Source organism: Paenibacillus sp. WC2504, from assembly GCF_052682475.1.
In genome coordinates this window covers 6,002,017-6,023,925 of record NZ_JBQZFH010000001.1, presented here as the reverse complement: position 1 = coordinate 6,023,925, position 21,909 = coordinate 6,002,017, and the positions used below count along the sequence as shown (strand labels likewise).

Annotated in this window: 16 protein-coding genes and 4 pseudogenes; 15 read left to right on the top strand and 5 right to left on the bottom strand. The window is 40.6% G+C overall.

Annotation, left to right across the window (positions count from 1 at the left end):
- From ACUN27_RS27040 to ACUN27_RS27030, 3 genes and pseudogenes are all read left to right on the top strand, one after another.
- Complete coding sequence (locus ACUN27_RS27040; RefSeq protein ID WP_445559867.1) at nucleotides 1–744, top strand: hypothetical protein; 744 nt, start codon at nucleotides 1–3, stop codon at nucleotides 742–744.
- Between the two features lie 247 nt (nucleotides 745–991).
- Nucleotides 992–1,379 (top strand): annotated as a pseudogene (locus ACUN27_RS27035) (IS110 family transposase); the annotation flags it as partial.
- A gap of 361 nt (nucleotides 1,380–1,740) precedes the next feature.
- Complete coding sequence (locus ACUN27_RS27030) at nucleotides 1,741–3,303, top strand: glutamate synthase-related protein (protein WP_445559866.1); 1,563 nt, start codon at nucleotides 1,741–1,743, stop codon at nucleotides 3,301–3,303.
- Nucleotides 3,304–3,369: 66 nt separating this feature from the next.
- On the opposite strand, the pseudogene ACUN27_RS27025 reads toward ACUN27_RS27030, so the two are convergent.
- Nucleotides 3,370–3,507, bottom strand: a pseudogene (locus ACUN27_RS27025) (IS110 family transposase); the annotation flags it as partial.
- Nucleotides 3,508–4,182: 675 nt separating this feature from the next.
- On the opposite strand from ACUN27_RS27025, the gene ACUN27_RS27020 reads away from it, so the two are divergent.
- Nucleotides 4,183–4,566: a DoxX family protein gene (locus tag ACUN27_RS27020; RefSeq protein ID WP_445559865.1), complete on the top strand. Its 384-nt coding sequence runs from the start codon at nucleotides 4,183–4,185 to the stop codon at nucleotides 4,564–4,566.
- Between the two features lie 759 nt (nucleotides 4,567–5,325).
- Nucleotides 5,326–5,901: a DJ-1/PfpI family protein gene (locus ACUN27_RS27015; RefSeq protein ID WP_445559864.1), complete on the top strand. Its 576-nt coding sequence runs from the start codon at nucleotides 5,326–5,328 to the stop codon at nucleotides 5,899–5,901.
- Between the two features lie 258 nt (nucleotides 5,902–6,159).
- Here ACUN27_RS27015 and ACUN27_RS27010 read toward each other — a convergent pair whose 3' ends face one another.
- From ACUN27_RS27010 to ACUN27_RS27000, 3 genes are read right to left on the bottom strand one after another with little or no spacing between them, the layout of a single operon-like run.
- Nucleotides 6,160–7,260 carry a GerAB/ArcD/ProY family transporter gene (locus ACUN27_RS27010; RefSeq protein WP_326063754.1) on the bottom strand — a complete coding sequence of 367 codons (1,101 nt, stop codon included), beginning with the start codon at nucleotides 7,258–7,260 and terminating at the stop codon, nucleotides 6,160–6,162.
- Complete coding sequence (locus ACUN27_RS27005) at nucleotides 7,244–8,320, bottom strand: Ger(x)C family spore germination protein (protein WP_445559863.1); 1,077 nt, start codon at nucleotides 8,318–8,320, stop codon at nucleotides 7,244–7,246. The genes ACUN27_RS27010 and ACUN27_RS27005 overlap by 17 nt, the downstream gene beginning before the upstream one ends.
- A gap of 26 nt (nucleotides 8,321–8,346) precedes the next feature.
- Entirely contained in the window at nucleotides 8,347–9,813 is a 1,467-nt protein-coding gene (locus ACUN27_RS27000; RefSeq protein WP_445559862.1) for a spore germination protein, read from the bottom strand.
- Nucleotides 9,814–10,332: 519 nt separating this feature from the next.
- Here ACUN27_RS27000 and ACUN27_RS26995 point away from each other — a divergent pair.
- The 3 genes and pseudogenes from ACUN27_RS26995 to ACUN27_RS26985 form a co-directional block, all read left to right on the top strand.
- The gene (locus tag ACUN27_RS26995; protein ID WP_445560710.1) at nucleotides 10,333–10,569 is read left to right on the top strand and encodes a hypothetical protein; all 237 of its coding nucleotides are present in this window, start codon (nucleotides 10,333–10,335) and stop codon (nucleotides 10,567–10,569) included.
- Between the two features lie 343 nt (nucleotides 10,570–10,912).
- A pseudogene (locus ACUN27_RS26990) lies at nucleotides 10,913–11,768 on the top strand (M15 family metallopeptidase).
- Between the two features lie 360 nt (nucleotides 11,769–12,128).
- A pseudogene (locus tag ACUN27_RS26985) lies at nucleotides 12,129–12,377 on the top strand (DUF6262 family protein); the annotation flags it as partial.
- A 373-nt stretch (nucleotides 12,378–12,750) separates the two neighbouring features.
- Here the strand turns inward: ACUN27_RS26985 and ACUN27_RS26980 are convergent.
- Nucleotides 12,751–13,725, bottom strand: coding sequence for an IS110 family transposase (locus ACUN27_RS26980; RefSeq protein WP_445559861.1), 975 nt, complete (start codon nucleotides 13,723–13,725; stop codon nucleotides 12,751–12,753).
- A gap of 341 nt (nucleotides 13,726–14,066) precedes the next feature.
- Here ACUN27_RS26980 and ACUN27_RS26975 point away from each other — a divergent pair, with 341 nt between their 5' ends.
- The 7 genes from ACUN27_RS26975 (at nucleotide 14,067) to ACUN27_RS26945 (ending at nucleotide 21,785) form a co-directional block, all read left to right on the top strand.
- Entirely contained in the window at nucleotides 14,067–14,357 is a 291-nt protein-coding gene (locus tag ACUN27_RS26975; RefSeq protein WP_445559860.1) for a hypothetical protein, read from the top strand.
- Nucleotides 14,358–14,536: 179 nt separating this feature from the next.
- Nucleotides 14,537–15,823 carry an IS110 family transposase gene (locus ACUN27_RS26970; protein ID WP_315956298.1) on the top strand — a complete coding sequence of 429 codons (1,287 nt, stop codon included), beginning with the start codon at nucleotides 14,537–14,539 and terminating at the stop codon, nucleotides 15,821–15,823.
- A 448-nt stretch (nucleotides 15,824–16,271) separates the two neighbouring features.
- On the top strand, nucleotides 16,272–16,643 hold the full coding sequence (locus tag ACUN27_RS26965) for a hypothetical protein (protein ID WP_445559859.1): 372 nt from the start codon (nucleotides 16,272–16,274) through the stop codon (nucleotides 16,641–16,643).
- A gap of 719 nt (nucleotides 16,644–17,362) precedes the next feature.
- Nucleotides 17,363–19,156, top strand: coding sequence for a group II intron reverse transcriptase/maturase (gene ltrA / locus ACUN27_RS26960; protein ID WP_445559858.1), 1,794 nt, complete (start codon nucleotides 17,363–17,365; stop codon nucleotides 19,154–19,156).
- Nucleotides 19,157–19,451: 295 nt separating this feature from the next.
- A complete protein-coding gene (locus ACUN27_RS26955) occupies nucleotides 19,452–19,967 on the top strand; it encodes a hypothetical protein (protein WP_445559857.1) in 516 nt (171 codons plus the stop codon).
- A 124-nt stretch (nucleotides 19,968–20,091) separates the two neighbouring features.
- Nucleotides 20,092–20,658, top strand: a complete 567-nt coding sequence (locus ACUN27_RS26950) for an SMI1/KNR4 family protein (RefSeq protein ID WP_445559856.1) — start codon at nucleotides 20,092–20,094, stop codon at nucleotides 20,656–20,658.
- A 173-nt stretch (nucleotides 20,659–20,831) separates the two neighbouring features.
- Entirely contained in the window at nucleotides 20,832–21,785 is a 954-nt protein-coding gene (locus ACUN27_RS26945) for an aminoglycoside phosphotransferase family protein (protein ID WP_445559855.1), read from the top strand.
- Nucleotides 21,786–21,909: the final 124 nt, after the last annotated feature.

The window sequence follows — 21,909 nt, the reverse complement described above, 5'->3', positions numbered from 1 at the left end:
TTGAAGCTGAAGCAAGAGAAAGAAAAGTTAAGTCTGTTAAAAAAAATGATTAGAACTGAACAGGATGCACTAGAATTAAAACGATTGGTTTGGAAGAAATATGGTGTGGTTGGTGAATTTGAAATCTGTAAGCAATACAGTTACAACCACTTGGATTTAAATGTATTACTTCTTGATCTTGGAATTTTTCATCAAAATACATACATAAAAGGTGAAGATTTATCTGAAGAAGAGAGCATTCCTAATAAATATTTTTTGAAGTATACAGCTAATAAAGATATTAAAGAGCAGATCTTAGAATCACATTTTGAATCCCAAATTACTAATATGGGGTTAACTAGAAAAGTTGGACTTTGGAAAGAATCTTATGATAGGTATGAGGTATTAAATAGATTTTGGGAAAAGGAAAAAGTGAGGACATTAGCATCAATTGATTGGAAGTTAGAGAAAAAAATTACTATCAGTGGTGGAATACTATCAATTGTTGAATCGCCAGTCAGATATAGATCAGATATGTTGGTTGACATCCTAGGTTTAGAGACAATTTTAAATAGGGCTAGAGTTGATCCCAATAAATTAGTCGAGTTTACAGCTAGAGGCTTTTTGACAAATAAAGATTTGAAAAACTTGAGGAAAATTATCGCAGTTAATAGAAGGTATTTGTTAATGACAATTCAAAAAGAAATGAAAAAGAAAGAGTATTGGATCACTAAGATGACCCAAATATCAAACCTGGGTAAGTGACAATAGATCAAGGAAAATAAAGTGTGTTAGTGGAAAATAAAGTTCGATAGTGAATGTTTACTAATGTAAAAATTCGGGCCAGTGGTTTTGCTGGTACCAAACCGGCGATCCGCTAAACTAACGGGCAGCATTCCTATTATGAAGAAATACGAGATTTGAGATATAAAAAGACTCCTTGGTATGATGTTAATGGGTCCCAGATGCTGGCCAGCGTCGGATCCAAAAACAAAACCAAGGAGACTACAACATGCATTCTACTCAAAATGAACGAATTAATCAAATCACTTCTTCTACTTTAATTATCGGAGTCGACATCGCAAAATTCAGACATGTGGCTTCGTGCGCAAGACTTCCGCGGAGTTGAGCTCGGGAAGCCTATCACGTTTGAAAACAATCGAGAAGGCTTTGAATTATTTGTGAGCTGGTTCAAGAAGATTGCGACGGAGCAAGGGTTCAAGGACGCCATAGTTGGTATGGAACCAACGGGTCACTACTGGCTAAACCTAGCCCATTTTCTTAAAGAAGAGCAAGTAAGATACGGCGTAGTGAACCCACTACACGTAAAGAAAAGTAAAGAATTAGATGACAATTCACCAACAAAGAATGACATGAAGGACGCAAAAGTTATCGCACAGTCACGGCTGTTAAAAACTTGACCATTCTATCCATATTGATCAGCGCTGGATCGGTACATCCAGTCTATTACTATTTTCATCGGAAACATCATACTTCTTAAAATGGCATTAGGCATGAGTCGTTCCATTTACCAATTCGATTCCATGGATTCGGATCATGCTAAATGGAAGAAGGTTGTTCGCGCGGCAACGAATGAAATCCAGCCGAATAAATAGCCTGCCGGAACCTATTATCTGGCATCCACCGCTGTTTATTTAATCAATGAAAAATGTATGGATCACGTTTGCAATTGAATGTTTATTGGGAAATTGAGGCAGTATAAATAGGGTTCGATCTACATTTTGGAAGGGGTTAAATAATATGAATAATATCCTTCTTATTATCGTGTTGGTAATTCTTGCTTTACCTCCAATCATTTTTTTCGGTTACATGTATGCATTATCTAAGAATCCAAAGCATTCCATCATTCGTTCTCATCCGTTTCTCGGCTGGATAAGATATTTACTTGAAAAGTTGGGGCCAGAATTTCGTCAATACTGGTTTGACAATGATACAGAAGGCAAACCTTTCTCGCGGGCTGATTTTGTCGGACTCGTTTATGCCGCGAAATATCGAACAGATCTTATTTCCTTTGGAGGTAGACGAGACTACGAGAAACCAGGATTCTATTTGTCGAACGCCATGTTCCCCAAATTGACCAGTGAGCTGAGAGTTGATAATGATGTGCTCTTACATGGAAGGAAATATGTTATTACTGACGAAGGGCTTTTCACAAGGAAAGAGAAGATCGTGCATGAACAAATTAAGCCTTGGCTATTGCATGATGACGATACAATCGTTGTCGGACAGAACCGCTTGCATCCTTGGCGGCTAAAAGGCATGTTCGGCGCCTCGGCCACTTCGTACGGAGCTGTAGGGGAGAATTATATACTGTCTACTGGAAGCGGTGCATTCATGGCAGGCGGTTCATGGATTAATACTGGTGAAGGCGGTGTAGCGGATGTTCACTTGGCTACCGGCGTTGATGTTATTTCCCAGATCGGACCCGGCATGTTCGGATTCCGCGATAGTACAGGTCTCTTTTCTATAGATGCATATAAACAAAAAGCTAACACCTCTAATATCAAGGCATTCGAGATAAAGCTTCATCAAGGAGCTAAAATTCGCGGGGGGCATTTGGAGGGCTCTAAGGTTACGGAGAAAGTTGCAAGAGCTCGTTTAGTACCCGTGGGGAAAACCGTAAATTCACCAAACCGGTTCGAATTCCTTACTAATCCCGAAGATGCACTACGCTTCATAGATAGGCTGCAAAGAGAAGGAGGCAAGCCGGTAGGTGTTAAAATCGTTGTAGGAGATCCAAAGCGACTCGAGCCTTTTTTTCAGGCAATGGTGGACTTGGATATGTATCCTGATTTCATTACTGTTGACGGTTCTGAGGGAGGTTCAGGTGCAACCTTCAAAGCGATGGCGGACGGTATGGGGCTGCCACTCTTTACCGCACTGCTGATTTTAGATGATACGGCTAGAAGATTCGGCGTGCGCAATCGTTTTAAAATATTCGCTTCTGGTAAGCTCGTTACTTCCGATAAAGTGGCAATCGCGTTGGCATTGGGGGCAGATTGTGTGAACTCTGCACGCGGCTTCATGATGGCTAATGGCTGTATTATGGCTATGCAGTGCCATACCGGCAAGTGCCCGACCGGCATTACGACTACGGATTCTAAATACCAAAAGGCCCTGGCTCCTGAAGAGAAACAATGGCGGGTGATGAACTATATTCTTCAGTTGAGGGAAGGCTTGTTCTCTTTGGCAGCAGCATGCGGCTTGGAAACTCCTCGAGAATTTAGAAGAGAACATGTGGTATTTACTAATGAAAAGGGTCAAAGCATAAGAATCATAGACATGTTTCCTTATCCAAAATGAATATAACCTAAGAACTTCATCTCTACCCATAAGTACATATAATATGATATATGTCCAAATCGGCCATTTTTTTTCGTAAAAAGCTGTGAGCTTCATACTCCCAGTACGCCTCAGCCCACAGAGCACAGCCACATACAAGGCGTGCTTGAGTCTGCTGGAGCCACGTTTTGTGATCCGATTAATCGTAGCCATAAACATATTGCTGCTTTTACGGATCTTTTTATGTATAATTTTGTGGGTTTGTCCCCTTATTTGTCTGAAGAACACTTAACCATGTTCAAATCCGGGTCTAAACCTTCTGATTGGCAAGTGCAACCTCCAAGTTTGGAGCAGTTGGCATCTTTACTTAAAGGACAATTGGAGCACATTAAATCGCAACTCGAAACCCGGAATCTAGAAGAAAAAGCAAACAAGCCTTTGAGCGTTTACTATAAAATGTCGTAATTCAAGTCCAATAAAAAGTGTGTGATAACCCGATGATTTACCATTGTTAGGTTCACACTTAATAGAAAGGGTCGTCCATTGAAAGATGGCCCTGATTGTGGACTTTTATAAATGTTGAAGCACGTAGTACGATGAAGTCTATTCAATCCTAGAAGCAAAACAATCGCAACCCTTGGTTGAAAGATATGTACCTAATTGGCGTAGCTGAGATTTAAAGTGCATGGATTAATATGCCGTTCGCTATGGGAGTTGTACCTTCTTTGACGGCAATCGCGCTGCCGGGCTAGCAGTTGTCATGTTGCTAGCCACCATCTTTGTGTGTCGTAGTATACTGTGGAACTAATAAGGATATTGTTTTCATTGCATCAGCAGGATTCGTAGCAATTAACTGTTTCTAAGTTTGTATGAAAAAAATAAAAGACAACAAGGAGTAATGTGAAAATAAAGTGGACTGCACGTATTGTACAGGGATTGTTGGTTGTTGGTTTTATTATGTTTGGCATTATGAAACTTACTGAGAATGCACAGCAAGTTGAACTGTTTACTGAAGACTTTGGTTATGCAAAAGGCTTTATGTATTTTGTTGGAGCTTGTGAGGTTTTGGGAGCACTCGGCTTAATAGTTGGGTTTAGAGTAACTAAAATCACTTTATTTGCATCTTTGGGGCTCGTATTATTGATGGCAGGTGCCGTAATCTCCCATTTAAATGCAGGTCAAGGTATGTCGGCTGCATCTGCAGCAATTATTCTTTTTATTTTAAGTTTATTTATCTTGATTAGAAGTATACGGACTATTAATCAGTTTAATAAGAAGAAATGAATAGGATAGCTATGGAGTTGTTCGGTTTTCAATCAGGAAAATTACCTTGAAATGGGACAACGTATCTTTTCTCAGTAATGTAGCTAGCAGAACAAGAAGGATTAGATTTATTCTCTTTCATTCATCAAATGCACTTTACAACACAGAAGCACCGAAATATTAGGGACTACTGTTTATTCAGTTTTAGATAAATTATTTCAGACACAAAAGTGCCAAAAGGCTGAAGTTAAAAAGAAAGAATATAAATGGTACCATCAAGGGAGCCGAAACAAGTCTTTTGAAGAAAGCGATCTTCGGATCCACTCAAGGACTATGAAGAATGATTGGATTGGAATTTACTTAAGTCGTAATATGAAAAATGAAAAAGTTAAAGCTCAGTGCAGTTTTAAATAAATCTACACGAAAATGTCGAAAAAGCTTAAATGATTTTAATGGATAGTTTAGTCTAATATGTGAAAATTTAATTAAAGGTTTAAAAAAGATAGAAAATGAAAGGTACACGATTACCTAATAGTTTTAAAAACTTAACGCAGAAAGTACAAATTGATTATCAGCTGATTCGGTATCGTGCGTCTATCCGAGTAATTAATCCGAACGAATGCCTAGATAATAAAATTTTAAAATCAAAATGGTACATTAAATTTAATCATTATTGGATCTTTTACTTCACCAATTCTCAGACTAAAATAAAGGTATAAGAAACTATTGAAGTGTAACACTTTTTAAATATGCAAAAGTTTAAAGGAGTGAGTTGATGATATGAAGATATCTATAATTTGCTTTGACGATTTTACAGATCTTGATGTATTTCTACCGTGGGACTTGCTAAACAGGGTGAGATTGGTAGGTGGCATTGCTGATTGGGAAGTAAAGATTCTTGGTACACAAACATCGCATGTTTCGACGGCAGGACTTAAAATCCCCATGCATGGAATGATTGAGGAAGCAAATTGGTCTGATGCAGTTCTCTTTGGAAGTGGAAAAGGCGTCCAGCAATTGTTTCAGGACCCTCTCTATCTTAGTCGATTTAAACTTTCAGCAGATAAGCAATTAATCGGATCAATGTGCTCAGGAGCTTTGTTATTAGGGGCTATGGGGTTCTTAACAGGAAAACAGGCTACAACGTATCCGACTGTTGCAGATCAATTAGCTTCATTTGGAGTGGAAGTGGTCAATGAGAGCTTTGTAAACAATGGTAACATTAGCACAGCAGCTGGATGTCTCGCAGGACAGGATTTATCATCCTGGATTATCAAAACATTAATAGGGTCAGAAATGACCAATCGTGTCCTAGAGACTGTACAACCTGTTGGTAAAGGGCTGAGTATTTTTTAGCCACAATAACACTTTCCGACTCTTAAAATCTGTCGTCAAACCCGTCTCTAAAATTAAGAGAACCTAAGATGGTGGCGCAAAGCGGGTATGAGTTTAGAAGGGTTAGACAGATCCAGGCTTATCGAGGAAGTTATATTTCAACTGTATTGTCGTATCGGTATCTGTGTTAAACTTCATCCTCACGATGTGGCTGATTATTTAAAAGCGTGGGATTACTGGAGACTTTTTTTGGACAGCGTTAACCAAAGCTAAGTTGAATCATACTGGATTCAACTTAGCTTTTCTTTTACTGCGGATCACGTAAAGAATAAACAGTAACGGAATGTAGGCGAATACAAAATAAAATCCAATAGTAATCGCAAAGTTAAATAACTCATCAACCTTTATTTTTTCATTGAATTGAACAGTAGCGATGAAGAATGTTATCAGTAGCACTATTAATGATATACGGGGATTTAGATGTGTAACTCTTTTCATAATTCTCGTACAGCTCCAGATGGAAAGACATAGCGATGGGATAAGAATGATAAGCCAACAAAAAATAAATATAAACTCGATTCTTTCTACAAATTCAAACTCAATAATCTTAGTTATCACCAACGGGGGATAAAGTGTATTTTTTAGCAAACCTAAGCTAAAATACAGCAGAATAGCGACGGTTACTATAGCGAATTGAAGCGTATTGAGAAGTAGGCCTAAATGGGCCCATTTCGCTTGTTTTTCAACTGATTTAATAAAAGGGAAGTAAACAAGCAGCGCTTCAAATCCACTAAATATGCCAAAAGAAGCTTTAGACGATTGGAGCAAATCAGATACCGAATGATTCCATACCGGCATTAGATAAGTGAGATTTCCTAATGCTAATGGATAATAAACGAGGAGAAACAGCAGGAGGGAAATTACCATAGAGAACAATGTAAGTCCGGTTAATACCCTGAATCCTCCTGATACGAGATAATAAATCAAAAAAATGAATACGGCGGCCAATTTCCATGTAGAAATGTTCGGAAATATCCACACTTGAACAATATCAATGTAAGTTCGGATGCCATTCATAGCTATGATGAAATAGTACCCTATCAATAGCAGTGATATGGCATTGCCCAAGAAACGACCAAAAATCATTTGGTGTAAGTCTACAACGTCCTTGGCAGGGTTCCCCAGCATTTTATAAATCATCCATACAATCAAATGCAGGCTTAAACCTAATATCAGAACCGAGATCCATGCATCTTGCTCCGCATCTTTAAACAGTATATTGGACGAGCCTAGGCCCCCAATGCCAGACTGAGAAGCGTAGAATAGGAAAAACGTGAAAAATCCTGAAATCAAGTAATTCTCTTTAACGCTGTTCTGCACTTATGCCAACTCCCGTTTGCAAAATATTGATCTCAGGTTTCACTTCAAATTTGATGTTCGGATATGTATTCTTCATAAACTCCTTTTCGCTCCAACTTCTATCCTTGCTTCTGAATATCTCGCCAAAGCCAATTGGATCTACCTCGTTTTGTTGTAATTTTTTCAGCAAGTCACTAACTTCGCCTGCAAAGTGATTCTCGATTTGCTGCTTAACTTCAAGTAGGTCACTCTTCACGACAGGGCTTTTTGTTTTCGGTAGACTTTTAAGATTGACTTGTAGTTTCAAGGAAATGAATGCTGTAGCATTCCGCTTCGGCGATATATTTCGTTTTCCATGTAATATTTTCATATTAATGGTATCCTTTTGTTTCGTTGAAAATTCATAAGAGCCGGTCATCGTTTTCGATCTGTCTTTCAGGAGCTTAAGAAAAAATGCCTCTTGGTCTGTTAGCCAAAGGCGTAATTTATCTCCTTTAAATATACCGACCCCATTCAAGTGAAGCAGGCCTTTATCATCTAGATCCAACCCAGGCAAATACACATCTTGACCTTCTCCATAATATTGATCCAGCAGAAGATGCGAATTTGACGAAGGCGTATTCCCGTTATTCATGTTCTGTTTGATTAGCTCCGACATATAAAAGGAAGGCTTCTTTAAGCCATTAGAAATAATCGAAGTTACTTCTCTTTTGGCAATAACGATAAAAGTGTTATTGCTTATAACCGGATCTACAAGTAGGGTGCTGACTAGCTCCTGGATGCTTCTTCTTGCAAGTTTTTCGCTAATTACAATGCCCCGTAATTGTCCGTACACGACTAGCTCTTCCGATTTCATATTGTGGGGGAGCCATACCCCGGAAAAGGTTTGAGCTTCTGCAGTTAACAACTGAAGTTGGGCATTCTTTTTATATGAAGCATAAGATGCACTGGCCTTAAACGTTTCTCCTTGATCGACGTCAAGACTGACGCTTTGCAAAATCTTAATCCGATCTATTATTTCTTTTTTGGCACATCCGGATAAAAGGATGCACACGAGAAGAGCTAGTGCAGACATTTTCATTGATGCTGGTTCCTTTGCCCCGAATTTTATTCATTCTTGTAATCGTCTCCGATATCTTGATCCTTTCGAACTGAATATCTTTTCTCCTTGAGCGGACGTAAAAATGCCGGGCGATTCCAAGTCGCGCTATAGGATAAACGTAAAAATTCTTTAAAGCCTTTATATCTAAAAGGAAATACCGGAACGAGGTAAGGGGTACCTAGAGATTTTAGCCTAAGCAGATGGCCCAATAGAATTAAGACGCCGATCACGATGCCCAAACCGCCCCAAGCCCCTGCCAAGAAGATCAAAGGAAATCTGAGAAAGCGTATTGTATTGGACATTTTGAAAATCGGAGTTGTAAAGGACGCAAGAGCGGAAAGCGAAACAATAATAATCAAGATATTGCTCGTTAAACCAGCTTGTACTGATGCTTCCCCGAGTACAACACCACCTACGATCCCCAGCGTTTGCCCGACTTTTGTGGGCAGCCTAGCTCCAGCCTCTCGCAACAGCTCAACGGTCATCTCCATGAGTAGCACTTCCAGAAAAGGCGGGAAGGGCACATTCATTCTGGATTCGATAATCGGACCTAACATCGCTCTTGGCACAATGGAGTAGTGAAATGTCATGATTGATACATAGATGGATGATGCAAAGATGGAAAATATGACACCCAGATAACGTAACAATCTAAAAAATGACCCCAAGATCCATGGCAAATAAAAATCCTCGGGCGAATAGAAAAAATCAAACAAGGTGGTGGGACCTGAAATGACAAAAGGAGAGCTTTCGCTTAATACAGCCACATTTCCACTTAGAAGTAGAAATTTCATCCGGTCCACGCGTTCGGTCGACATAAATAGAGGAAACGGCGTAATGGAGACATCACTAATGATCTGACTGAGCGTAGAAGTATCGAAAATCACATCAAAATCCAAATCCATTATCCTTTGTCTTACTGTGTTTACGTGCTGCGGATTGGTGATCCCCTCGATATAAGCGATTACGACTCTTGTTTTGGAAAGAGAACCTTTGATTTGTACCTCAAATTTGAGCTTCTCCGATTTGATTTCTTTTCGGAGCAAATTCAGATTGGTATCCAAATCTTCAACAAAAGCCACTTGCGGTCCAATTACGCTGTACTCGTTCTCGGACAAGTTGTTTCCGCGATAGCCTTTTTCAGTATCAGCAATGTTAATTAATAAGCCTTCATTTAGATCGGAATCCAATTGAACAAAGATGAAGCCTAGAATCAAACTTTGCGAAACTTCTTGCAGGTTTGAAGATACTTTGACTCCTTCAAGGGGAATCGCATTTTTTAAATCATTCAAATTATGGATTTCTGCGTTCGAAAGTTGAATGACGGTAAATAGATCCCGATGCAGCATTTCCTGATTTACAATGGAATTGTAATACGAAAGTTGAAGAAGTGTATGACGGATGGTCGTAGCTGATTGTATAAAATCGTCAGATTTCATACTTTCTTTTAAAGCTGCATGTATTGTTTCCATTTTTCAAATACCACCCTGCCCAAACTTTGACCTTATTTTGCATCGATATTGTAAAGCCAATCCATAATATCCATTGGGAATTTTTTGATTTGGAAAAAAGGATAAATATGGATATACATACTCATCGTTCTTACCGGATGCTGGATGTCGGTGACAAGAACATTTGGCATTCCAAGAAAATGGAGATACCAATGGAGTACTTTACTTTTACATAGAATATGCTTTAAAAAAAGTTAATGACTAACAGGACGTCGCTGAGCTTACATTGATGGGGAACAGTGTGTTTAGAAAAATTCTGATTTTTTATTTATAGCAAGGAAGGCGTAATTTATTACAACTCAAGCACTACGAGGTTGTTGCGAAGAGATAAAAAACTATACTTCAAAGTTACTTTTTCTTCACTTCATCTTATTTGTAACATCCAATAAACAATGAAAGTGGTTTTCAAAATGGTAATACACAGAACAAAATTATTTACTGCATTTGGTATTTCAACAGTATTATTAGTGGGAGCAGAGAGTGGATTGCATACGCCGCCTAAAAGAGAAAAACGAGAAAATAAATGTTAAGCCTGATTATACAGTGGACTATTTTTTTTCGTTATTAATAATTAACGCACAAGAATTAAAACAAGAATTAGCAACAGGAAAATCTGTTGTTGAAATTGCAGCGTCTAAAAATGTTTCTAAACAACAATTGATTAATGTCATTGCAAATACACAGATCGAGTACAAATACAAGTTGAAAATAAAGTAACATCTTAAGGATCGACTTGCCCGAACGGGATATGAAATCGGCCAAAACTGTCTGTCCCTGATTCCAGGGTGAGTAAATGATCCAGCTAGAGACCTTGCATCGTGTTCATAATTGGAGACGATCAAGAATGGGGCTGACCCATATGTCCGTAAAGAAATGACCATCTTGTCTTTTTTTCTTCCACTTGCTCTGGAAGAAAAAAACGATCCCAAAGTCCACGACGATTAGTTACCAGAATTTATTGTTGTCAATTGGAAAAAATAATACAGTCAGGATATGCATTGTAATATCAGCTATTCACCGTTTTCTCTAATAGCTATCAAGCATATGGAGTGTGTAATTAATGAAAACATGTAATCAAGCGAAAGTACTCCTAGTGACGGTATTCATCATGTTTACGGTTGTTTCTGGTTGTCGAGCCAGAGGTACTGACAAAGCAGCTTATCCTGAGCCTAGCCCAATAGTAACACCGGCACCCACACCAATGCCTACTTCTACACCTGAGCCCAGCCCAACACCGACTCCCATACCTGAACCAACACCGACTCCTTCCCCAGCACCACAGCCAACGCCAAAACCGAAGCCGCCGGCTGTTCAAGTAGTAGCTAGTAGCTAATCCAACAAGCACTGCCGTGTTAGTTAATAAATCATTTTCATTACCGAATCCATACACTCCTATAGATCTAGTTGAACCAAACGTAGATTTTATTTTCCCCGAGCACTCGGAAAAACGATACATGCGAAAAGAAGCTGCAGGGGCACTTGAAAAACTTTTCAAAGCTGCTAATGCTGATGGTTTGCCGCTTGCAGGCGTGTCTGCTTATCGCTCATTTGAAACTCAAAAGTATCTCTTTAACCAGTATGTGGAAAAGGATGGCGAAGAGAAAGCAAACAAATATAGTGCTAAGCCCGGACAAAGTGAGCATCAAACAGGGCTTGCCATCGATGTAGCTGGCGACGATGGCAAGTGTGCGGCAGCCGATTGCTTTGCAGCGACGAAGGAAGCAAAATGGCTTATAAATCACGCAGCGGATTGGGGCTTTATTATTCGATATCCGAAGGGCAAGGAGGAGATTACAGGATATCAATATGAACCTTGGCATATCCGATATGTCGGCGTAGACATGGCGAAAGAAATTGCAACGCATGGCACCACACTAGAAGAGTACCTAGGCAAAACGTTGCCAGTCGTCAACTAACGATAACTCATGATTGTAAAAATGAAGGATGTGACGACTTGGAAATAGATCTATCTAAACAATTTGCAAGAAAATTAGGTATTATGCTTGAGGCAAGATTGATCTGGTACAAGCATTAATTTTTTGTTTTGTGATGAGGTTATTGAGGGTTTAGAGAAGCCTCCGTATTGGATCCTTGAACTAGCAGATAAAAAGTACATAGGACATGCAATTAAAAGGCAAAAGAACGCAGCCGCGAAGATGTGGCGGAGAAAACCGAGAAGAATCTACAACGGTTCCAGAACATCCTAAATACGCTCAAAGACGGTGGTTTTATTTTCGGGAGGCAAGATCGCATGAAGAGAAAGGTGGGTGCGGGTAATGGCTAAATACGACCGCTCCGCTCATCTGAAAAACGTCCACGCCAAGCGGAAGGCAATAACCCACGAGAAGGTGGACCAGGCTTTCAAACGGCTCATACGGACCAATGAGAGCATAAACTTCAACAGCGTTGCCAAAGAGGCGGGGGTCACGAAAGCAACGCTATACAACAATGCCGGCATTCGTGAGCGAATTGAGTCCCTGCGCCAGCAGCAATCTCAAGCTCCTACCCCAAACCAGGAGAATCGGAATAGATTCTTGTCATTTATCGGAACAAATTCTTGTCATCCGACACGAGTTGGCTAAATGTCGGGTGACAAGAACATTATCTCATTAAGTGCCGCGAAAATCGCGGCTTTTTTGTTTTATGGGATAAAGTTCTTGTCAAAACCAAATGACAAGAACTTTATCCCATTCCCGATTTTGACAAGAACTTTATCTCATTCCCGACAGAAGGCCAGGGGGAGTATTTTCCAAATGATTAAACTATTCCAGCTAATAGCTTGTCAATATTTAATTATTAATAGTAGGTTCATGAGGTGGTATACTTTAAAAAGTGCATGGGAAAGAGCCGTCCTATTAAGCACGGATATAGATTCCATATATTTTTATTTCTTGTTGTTCACTCTAACCGGAATGCTTCCTTAGTAGTTAAGATGGCAAAAATCCAGTGGATGAGTTTATTCACACATGCAATTACTGCTACTTTGAATAGCTTTCCTTCAGCACGTTTCTTATCATAATAAGTCCTTAATTTCTTATTTCTATTACTGCGAATACCGCATCGTACAGCTTGATACAAGGCAGTACGGAGCCTCCTAGAGCCGTGTTTAGTGATTTTATTTTGGGTAGCTACAAACTTACCTGAAGAAAAAACACTTGGATCAACACCAGCAAAGGCAACCAGTTTTTTTGCGTGATCAAACCGATCGATCTCACCAATCTCAGCCAAGCACCATGAGACGGATTTGCCGCGTCCAGTAAGACTTTGAATTGCAGTAGTAATCTCCAACTCAGACATTTCTAGGACTTCTTTTGATGTTGGGTGTAAAGCCAAAAATCGAAGGGACACCTTTGAATAAAGATCACCAAACACGCCATGATATTCAGGAAAAACTTGATCAAGAATAGCCTGAAACTGAAGTTTTGCTTGGGCATACATACCTGTTAAAGCTTCATATTGGCGTGTTAGAAAGCGTAAATTCATGAGATGCTGCCCCCGCTTTTTGTAGGGTTCAAACTCTTCTTTATAGAACAGCGTCCCTAATAAATGGGCATCTGCGGCATCCGTCTTTAACCGTCGCAAATTGGTTTTCTTAGCGTTATGTGAGATTAAAGGATTAATGACAATGTTCAAATACTGGTGCTCATCCAGAAACTGAACAACGGGGCTTTGATAATGACCTGTTGCTTCCATAACAATGGTAGGACGAATCCCTGCTACAGATTCCACACTTTTAATATAACTTAGAAAAGACGCTAGACCTTCTAGATCATGATTAAACCTAAAGATCTTCCCATGAGGTACTCCACGGTCTAAAAAAGCTTGTGCATGGCTCTCTCCTTTTGAAACATCCACACCAATGACTGGATTCATGACATCACTCCTGTAATATTTTCACCGGTAACCCCTAACCTTCTTGTCTTCCACACTATCGCATGTGATACGGGATTCATGTCCCAACCAGCCTAACCATGGTTGAACAAGTAGGGGGGATGAACTGAATAGCTCTCGGAATCCAAGTCCCACGGGCAGAAACGTCCGATCCCCGGTTACCGCTATAATAAGACCACACAAATATGAGGTCTACCAGAAAGATCTGGTGACCTCATAATACGAACGGGCAGAATACTTCCAATGTGTGGTACCATTAATTCAGCATAAATTTGCATCGGAGGTTGGTAGTTATTAATAAAAAGAAGTTGTCCAAGGAGTATATGAGTGATTTTTTAGTTATCAGAGAAATTGTTAATCAATTTGACCCTATGGGATTAATTGGGATGGGGGCTCCTGACGACGAGCACGATAGGCTAACTCAAAAAATCATTCGCAGCTTATATGACCACAACATTGACAAAATAAAGGATTTACTAATTGATTGTTATGATGAATATGGTTCCAGTGGTAGGGATATTAAAGAAGAGTACCAGGAGAGTTTTAACAGGAAAATTCAAACTACGTATAACCAAATTGAAGTTTGGTATCTCAACAAAAATAAGCCCCATTGATTAAGCGAAGAACGATAGTTTAATCACAACACGACAGGAGCCGGCAAACGATTGGCTGCTTTTGTCCGTTGAACCTTCCTGTAGGACCTAAGAAATGGTCTTTGTCAAAAAAGGAGCGCCTCGGTATGATGGGTTTGTCCACGGGTTTGAAACCCAACACCATCAAGGAGGCGCTCTTTATGAAGTTTAAGCAATCAGACGAACAAAATCAACGGATAGAAAGAATAACTCCAACTCACTTAGTAATTGGCATCGACATGGCGAAGGATGCCCATGTTGCACAGGCAACGAACTTTCGCGGAATAGTTCTTTCAAAACGCCATCTTTCCTTTACCAACAACAAGGATGGGTTTGAAAGGTTTGGCCGTTGGGTTAGTGAATTGCAGCAGAAACACCGATTGAACAACATAATAATTGGAATGGAACCGACGGGGCACTACTGGTTTAATCTAGCGAATTGGTTGGTAGAACAGAGGTTAAACGTTGTTCTGGTGAACCCTGTTACGACTAAGAGAAACAAGGAGAATAGAGATAATTCTCCCTCCAAAAATGATCCAAAGGACGCTCTTGTCATCGCGGATGTTGTCAGTAGAGGGTATTACTCTGAATACACGAAGCAATCACATTCTTTTCAGAAGTTACGCGTTATCATGAGCGATCGAGAGTTTTGGGTGGCGAATAGCATACGGCTTCAGAACCGAATCATTCGCTGGCTGGATATCCGTTTCCCCGAATTTACTTCAGTTTTTTCGGATTGGACCTGCAAGCGATCCTTAGCGACGCTTTATGAATCCCCTGTTCCAGCAGACTTACATGGGATGACTACAGCAGAAGTCATAGCAAGCTGGAGAAAGCACATGAAACGAGCAGGCGGTACCACAGGGCTAGAGAAGGCTGCCCAGCTCATCGCTTCTGCAGCTAGAAGTATAGGTGAAACTACAGCTACTCACGAAGCCAAACAAGATTTGCGCAGACTACTCGATGAATATTGTCGCATTGTTGAGATTCTAGAGAATATTGAAGAAGAAATCCTGGTGATCCTAGATAAGATACCTTTGGCTCATCAACTTCGCTCCATTCAAGGTCTTGGACCCATATTCATTGCTGCTATCCTTTCGGGTGCAGGTGATCTAAATCTGTATTCTCACGGGAGACAACTTCTGAGAAGAGCAGGTATGAACCTAGCCGAGAGTATGTCGGGTAAACGGAAAGGGCAGATCGTACTCTCAAAACGGGGAGATTCAACTCTGCGAAAGTATTTGTATTTAGCTACGTTACGTCTTATTGGTAACAATGTGTTGTTTCGGAAGTGGCATGAACATAATGTACAAGTACTGCACATGAAAAAGTACCGTTCCTTGTTTAAATTAGTTGGTAAACTAGCACGTATTCTGGTTGGTATGGCTCAACGAGGAGAGTCTTTTTCACCTGACAAAGCACGTATTCATGACTGTGTAGCAGCTTAATGTAAATCTAGATTACGTAGGTTGGTTCATTCGCAGGATTACAAAGAAAGCACGGAGTACCGATTACCCGTTACTTAAGGGCACTGACCCGCACGTTGAACTTGATCGGCCTCCACCCCTTGGACAGGTGTAACGAAGGAAGGTAAGGGCATAGACCCGTTGAGATATGGGAGGGTGAACCTCCGAGGGCATTGTGGAGAATGCGTGCAATAAATGGAATTATGAGGAAATTAAGTCTTATCCTCTATTTGCGCATACCTTTATGGCCGTTCGGTGGTGCCACCACCACTACTAAACCGTTGTATCCTTTTTCCAAGAGGGATGTAATCCTGCGAATGAGCGAGTAAACGTGAGAAAATCCCTTAATACCGAGGGAAGTAACGGGCAGGAGAGTCTCATCATCTAAACGAATATTTCAAATATTAATATATAGGAACGGGGTTGATTTATGGATGTGATTGATAATTATATCGGAAGTTGGATGGACTATGTCGGACATATATTAATAATAAAAAAGATAGATGATATCGAGGTTAGAGTTGACTTTTATCCTATTTTAGGGAGTAAACCTGTTAATCGAGATCTATTAGGGAGAACAGCATTATCTATTAATATGAAAGGAGTTTTACAAGAACACGGACTACAAATTGAGTTAGGTGAGGAGGGATTAGGACCAACCCTTGAAATAAAACTAACAAAAGAAAATAATCATAAATTATTAGAACCAAGTGTGGTTATGGGTCTATATAATGATTATGAGGATGATTTCGGTGTTCCATGGATATTTCCATTATCTTACTATAAGAAGATTGAGGATTGAACTAACGAAGAAGTACGACAAGTTCTGCCATAAGCACCATACAGTGCGAAAAGCAGGAGACTACGGCAGTGATCTCAACTTTACAACCGAGGATGGGAATGACGGAACCATGTATCCTGAAACCATCCCGCCAATACTCCTGCGGGCGTCATGTTAACAGAGCACGAGGTGTGAAGTACAGGTAGATTCGGCAGAACGAAGGCTAGAGCCATTTGAAGAAAAAAAAAGGTATGCCAACGGATATGTCGCGTGGCTGAAAAACTGAATAAGGTGAGAATGCTCGCACAGAAGCGAACTGACGAACTTCCGAATGTACAGGTCTAAAGTTAGAGCACACGGAAACGTGTGTACCATCAGACGATGGGGTGAGCGGCGTAAAGTAAAACTTTCTTCTATGAAATACGCTATGCCGAACTATGGCGGCATCAATCTCACAGGCTTAGAGGAAGCACCTAAGTTCAGAATAGATAGCTAGGTTGCAAGGGACTTGGAAAGCAAGGGACGTTGCAAGATGGGCTGTTACCCGAAACGGTTGCAATAAGGCACATGCCGAAATGTATTTATCCTTGTGAGGGCAGGGGCACGACTGATGAATCCTCTGTAATGGAGGTGGAGGAACAGCTCCAAGTCTAATTGAAAAGAACGATCATTTTCCATACGTGAATTGCACCGATCAGGTAGGAATGTGGGAACATCGCTTCGTCAGGAGGGATGCCACAGTGCAAGCTTTACGAAATTGGGAGTATTACGGCATGACGGAATCTTTTACAGACTTGCACGCGAGTGCAGCAGAAAAAGAGACTTTTTCTCATCTGTATGAGATCGTCACATCTAGAGAAAATATTTTGCTGGCAGATCGTGCAATGAAGTCTAATAAAGGATCGAAGACACCAGGAACAGATGGACTAACCATCAAAGACATCGAACAACGACCCGAACAAGAACTAGTACGTGAAATCCAAAGCGCACTTGAAAATTACCGCCCCAAGAAAGTCAGACGGAAGCTCATTGAAAAAGATAACGGCAAAATGAGACCGCTTGGCATTCCTTGCATCCTCGATCGCATCATCCAGCAGTGCTTTAAGCAAGTCCTTGAGCCCATAGCTGAAGCCCATTTCTACAACCACAGCTATGGTTTCAGACCCCTTCGATCTGCACATCATGCCATGGCAAGAGTTCAATTTCTCATCAATCAGGCATCTATGCATTTTGTGGTGGACATCGACATTTTGGGTTTCTTCGACAACGTCAACCATACCTTGCTCGTAAAGCAACTTTGGAACATGGGGATTCAGGACAGAAAGGTTCTTCGGTGCATTTCTAAGATGCTAAAAGCCGAAATCGAGGGGGAAGGAATACCGTCCAAAGGTGTGCCTCAAGGAGGCTTGTTGTCAACACTTCTTTCTAACATTGTGCTGAACGACCTCGATCATTGGGTAGCTGGTCAGTGGGAACTCTTTCCGTTGACGAAACCCTTCAAAACAAGATCTGGCGAAAGGTCTGCGAAAATAAGGACAAGTCTGAAAGAAGGCTATCTGGTGCGTTACGCCGACGACTTTAAAATCATTTGCAGAGATTGGAGATCGGCTCAGAGATGGTATCATGCGGTAGTTCTGTATCTCAAAGACCGCCTGAAACTCGATGTCTCTCCTGAGAAATCGCAAATCATTAATCTGCGAAAAAGAGAGTCGGAATTTCTTGGTTTTACAATCCGAGCAAACAAAAAGGGACAAAAGCGAGTAGCGCATACGGGCATTAAATCAGGCAAAATGCAGAAAATGAGGAGCGAAGCCAAGAAGCACATTCTCAAAATGAGGTCTTCGCCAACGGCACTATCTGCTGCACGTTTCAACAGCTTTGTTCTAGGAATTCACAACTATTTCAATCGGGCAACACATGTAAGTGTTGCGTTCTCACGTCTTGCCTATGATCTGCGTGCTTTCATGTACAATCGTCTTAAACAAATCGGGAAATACGAGCATCCTGCAAATCCACCGCCAACATACAGTAAATTTTACAGTTTAGGTTACAGGACTTTCAAAATTGCAGATGTTTATTTATATCCTTTAGCCAATGTGAAAACCAAGAATACGATGGGTTTTAGTCTGGGACTTTCACTCTTTACCAAAGCAGGCAGAGAGCAAATTCACAGAAAGCTTCGGCTAGATTTACGTCAAGAAATATACCTTCTAACAACATCTAGCATCCCGAATCAGAGTGTGGAGTATATGGATAATCGAATTAGTCGGTATAGTATGAAGATGGGGAAATGCGAAATTACAGGCATGTATCTCTTCGCATCGGATGTTTACTGCCACCATTACATCCCACCAGACATAGGTGGAAACGACAAATTTAATAACCTCCGAATTCTCCACAAAGAGGTCGGTCAACTTATACTTCAAACTCAGATACAGACGATTGACGTACTCAAGAACAAACTGGGACTAACGGAATTGATGATGTGCAAGATCAACAACTACCGTGGAAAGTATTCATTAAATCCAGTTTAACATATCCTAAAAACGAAGAGTAACGAGGAAGTTATGATTTAGTAAATTCAGTTAGAGGGAACGCGGAGTACTGGGAAACTCGTACGCTCCGTGTGGAACAGGGGAAAAGCTGGAGATAACATCAAATGCTTACCTATTGTTACCGTTAGTTGAATAACCAGGGAGTAGATTGCCACGGCAGTTGCTCCCTTTTTTTCATTGAAGTAAAAGGTAGGCTAATATGTAATCAGAAGGTGGATTAAATTGTAATGGAGAATATCTCTTTTAAATACAAATATCGGAGGAAGTGGTTTCTATGAGTTACGATCTACATATTACAAAGGCTGAACACTGGATTGCTAGTGAGCAAAACCCAATAACAAAAGATGATGTAATAAAAATTGCAGATATTCTAAACACCTATAAAGGGATACCCTTTATGTTTCAAGACGGCAGAATTACTCTATGTGGTGCTAATGATACGATGATCGGTTTAATGATTACTATTGCAAATAGAATTGGCGCTCGAGTTCAAGGTGATGAAGGAGAATATTACGATAATACCAATAAGCCATATCCGGAACCGCCTGAGTACCATAGAGTGGCTCCAGTAGTAGAAATTTATGAGTCCGAAAGTATCCCGGATGAGCAATTAAAATTTATTGGATCACTTAGGATTGAAGATGAGATTCAACATGCTAAATTTGGAATAGGTAAAGTTCTTGAAATCATTGGCGATGGTAAGGATACAGAACTTAAAGTGAAATTCATTGATTTAATAGGAACGAAAAGAGTACTAGCTTATTTTGCGCCAATTACACCTTGTAAATAGAATTAGCTTGTTGAACTAAATGGGAACGATAGTTAAATAAATAAAAAGGTACTTAACCGTTTTTAAAGAATTAACTATGAGGGAATTGAAAAATCGTTGAAAATCAATCGGAGATGAAGGAAAAATGAAATTATTATGGGAAAGACTAGAGAATTGGCTTAAAGATCATGCACCTGAAATATTAGATGACTTAAATCCTGGAGCAAGTGAGTCGGAGATTTTAGCTCTAGAGACTAATCTGGGATTTAAATTGCCAGATGACTTGAAAGAATCGTTGAGTATTTACAACGGACAATCCGGTAAGTCAAAATGGCTTGTTGCGGGCTGGGAGTTGCTATCTACAAAACGGATCCTGGAGGAATGGGAGGTTTGGAAAGATCTTTATGACAGTGAATCATTCATAGACTATGATGTAGAACCACAAGGAGGTATAGCTAATGTTTGGTGGCAACCTGCTTGGATACCATTAACATATAACGGTTGTGGTGATCATCATTGTCTTGATTTAGCACCAGCGAACAGAGGTAAAAATGGTCAAATAATAAGTATGTGGCACGACTCGGATGAAAGAAAAGTATTAGCAGAGGGTTTTAAGCAATGGTTCGGTTATCTTGTCCAAACATTTGAATCAAACGATGCAGATTATGTTTTTAAAAGTGGCGACTTCAAATTTGATGCAATTGAAGATTAAACTAACTGGGAACTATAGTTCAACCATGACATGATGGCAGCCGGCATTTGATCGGCTGCCTTTGTTTGTTGAAGTAATGGGCAGGTTAGTTATAACCATAAAGTACCATTTGCTCCATTCCAAAGCATAGTACAATAGGTGTGGTACTCAATCAAGGAGTGGTGATGCTAAGAATGGATGAAATATCAACTTTATTAAAATCAGAATTTGGAATAGTTTCGAGTTCAATCTTTCCTGTTCCCGGAGGCTTTTCCGCAAAAGCGGCTTATCGCGTCACAGGCGAGGACGATACCGAATACTTCCTAAAGGTGTATGACAAATTCTTGCCGACAACGCGCCCGCTTGTCGAACGTATCGACATATATATGCCGGTACTGGACTGGCTGTCGGCATCATCGTCCCTATGCGGACGTGTACTAGCGCCGGTTCCGGCACGGGGCGGGGTATATAAAGCAGAGACGGACAGTGATGTGTATGTGCTCTTTATATATGTCCACGGGGAGACGCCAGGTGTAAAGGGCATGACACGAGATCAGACGATAGAACTGGCCGAGATACTGGCACATTTACATGATGCCAACGGAGGTGTTCCTCCTGTGATACACGAGCTTACCGAGGACATCTCTCTACTTTTCTGCGAAAAACTCACACGATATTTAAGTAAGTCAAACACAGAAAATGATGCACTTTTTGAACTTGTTTCCCCGTACAATGGGTTGCTCCACACGGCGATGCGCGATGCCTTGCGCCTACGGGACACGGTTCGGCTCGGATATTCTCCGCTTGTACTATGTCATGGGGACGCGCACGGTAACAACGTGATACAGGGCGAGCGCCTAGTACTTGCAGATTGGGAAGATCTGCGCCTAGCACCCGTGGAAGCTGACCTTTTCATCTATGCATGGCATCCTCATGGCAGCGTTCTACTGGAAGCGTACGCTGCAGCCAGGCGTAGTTATCGTATCAACCATGAACTTCTTTATTTTTACGTATTACGCCGACGGATCGAGGATGTCTGGTTCAATATACAACGCCTAACTGAGGAAACCTCGGACGAACCCGAGACGGCAAAGCTGCTTGACTATACAAGGCGGGGGATTGAGGAGATACAAGTGCTATATACATGATAAACGACGATAAACTGTAAGTAAGTTTACTAAGGAAAGCTTTGAACTAACGGATAACTTGTTAGTTCAATGAAGGACTCTATACAAACGATGAAGGAGCTGCCGCGGCAGCTCCTTTTTTTGA

Coding starts and splice junctions, on each gene's coding strand:
- ACUN27_RS27030 (WP_445559866.1), top strand. CDS start 1,741: ATGAATAATATCCTTCTTATTATCGTGTTGGTAATTCTTGCTTTACCT.
- ACUN27_RS27015 (WP_445559864.1), top strand. CDS start 5,326: ATGAAGATATCTATAATTTGCTTTGACGATTTTACAGATCTTGATGTA.
- ACUN27_RS27005 (WP_445559863.1), bottom strand. CDS start 8,320: ATGAAAATGTCTGCACTAGCTCTTCTCGTGTGCATCCTTTTATCCGGA.
- ACUN27_RS27000 (WP_445559862.1), bottom strand. CDS start 9,813: ATGGAAACAATACATGCAGCTTTAAAAGAAAGTATGAAATCTGACGAT.
- ACUN27_RS26980 (WP_445559861.1), bottom strand. CDS start 13,725: ATGAATCCAGTCATTGGTGTGGATGTTTCAAAAGGAGAGAGCCATGCA.
- ACUN27_RS26975 (WP_445559860.1), top strand. CDS start 14,067: ATGAGTGATTTTTTAGTTATCAGAGAAATTGTTAATCAATTTGACCCT.
- ACUN27_RS26970 (WP_315956298.1), top strand. CDS start 14,537: ATGAAGTTTAAGCAATCAGACGAACAAAATCAACGGATAGAAAGAATA.
- ACUN27_RS26965 (WP_445559859.1), top strand. CDS start 16,272: ATGGATGTGATTGATAATTATATCGGAAGTTGGATGGACTATGTCGGA.
- ACUN27_RS26955 (WP_445559857.1), top strand. CDS start 19,452: ATGAGTTACGATCTACATATTACAAAGGCTGAACACTGGATTGCTAGT.
- ACUN27_RS26950 (WP_445559856.1), top strand. CDS start 20,092: ATGAAATTATTATGGGAAAGACTAGAGAATTGGCTTAAAGATCATGCA.
- ACUN27_RS26945 (WP_445559855.1), top strand. CDS start 20,832: ATGGATGAAATATCAACTTTATTAAAATCAGAATTTGGAATAGTTTCG.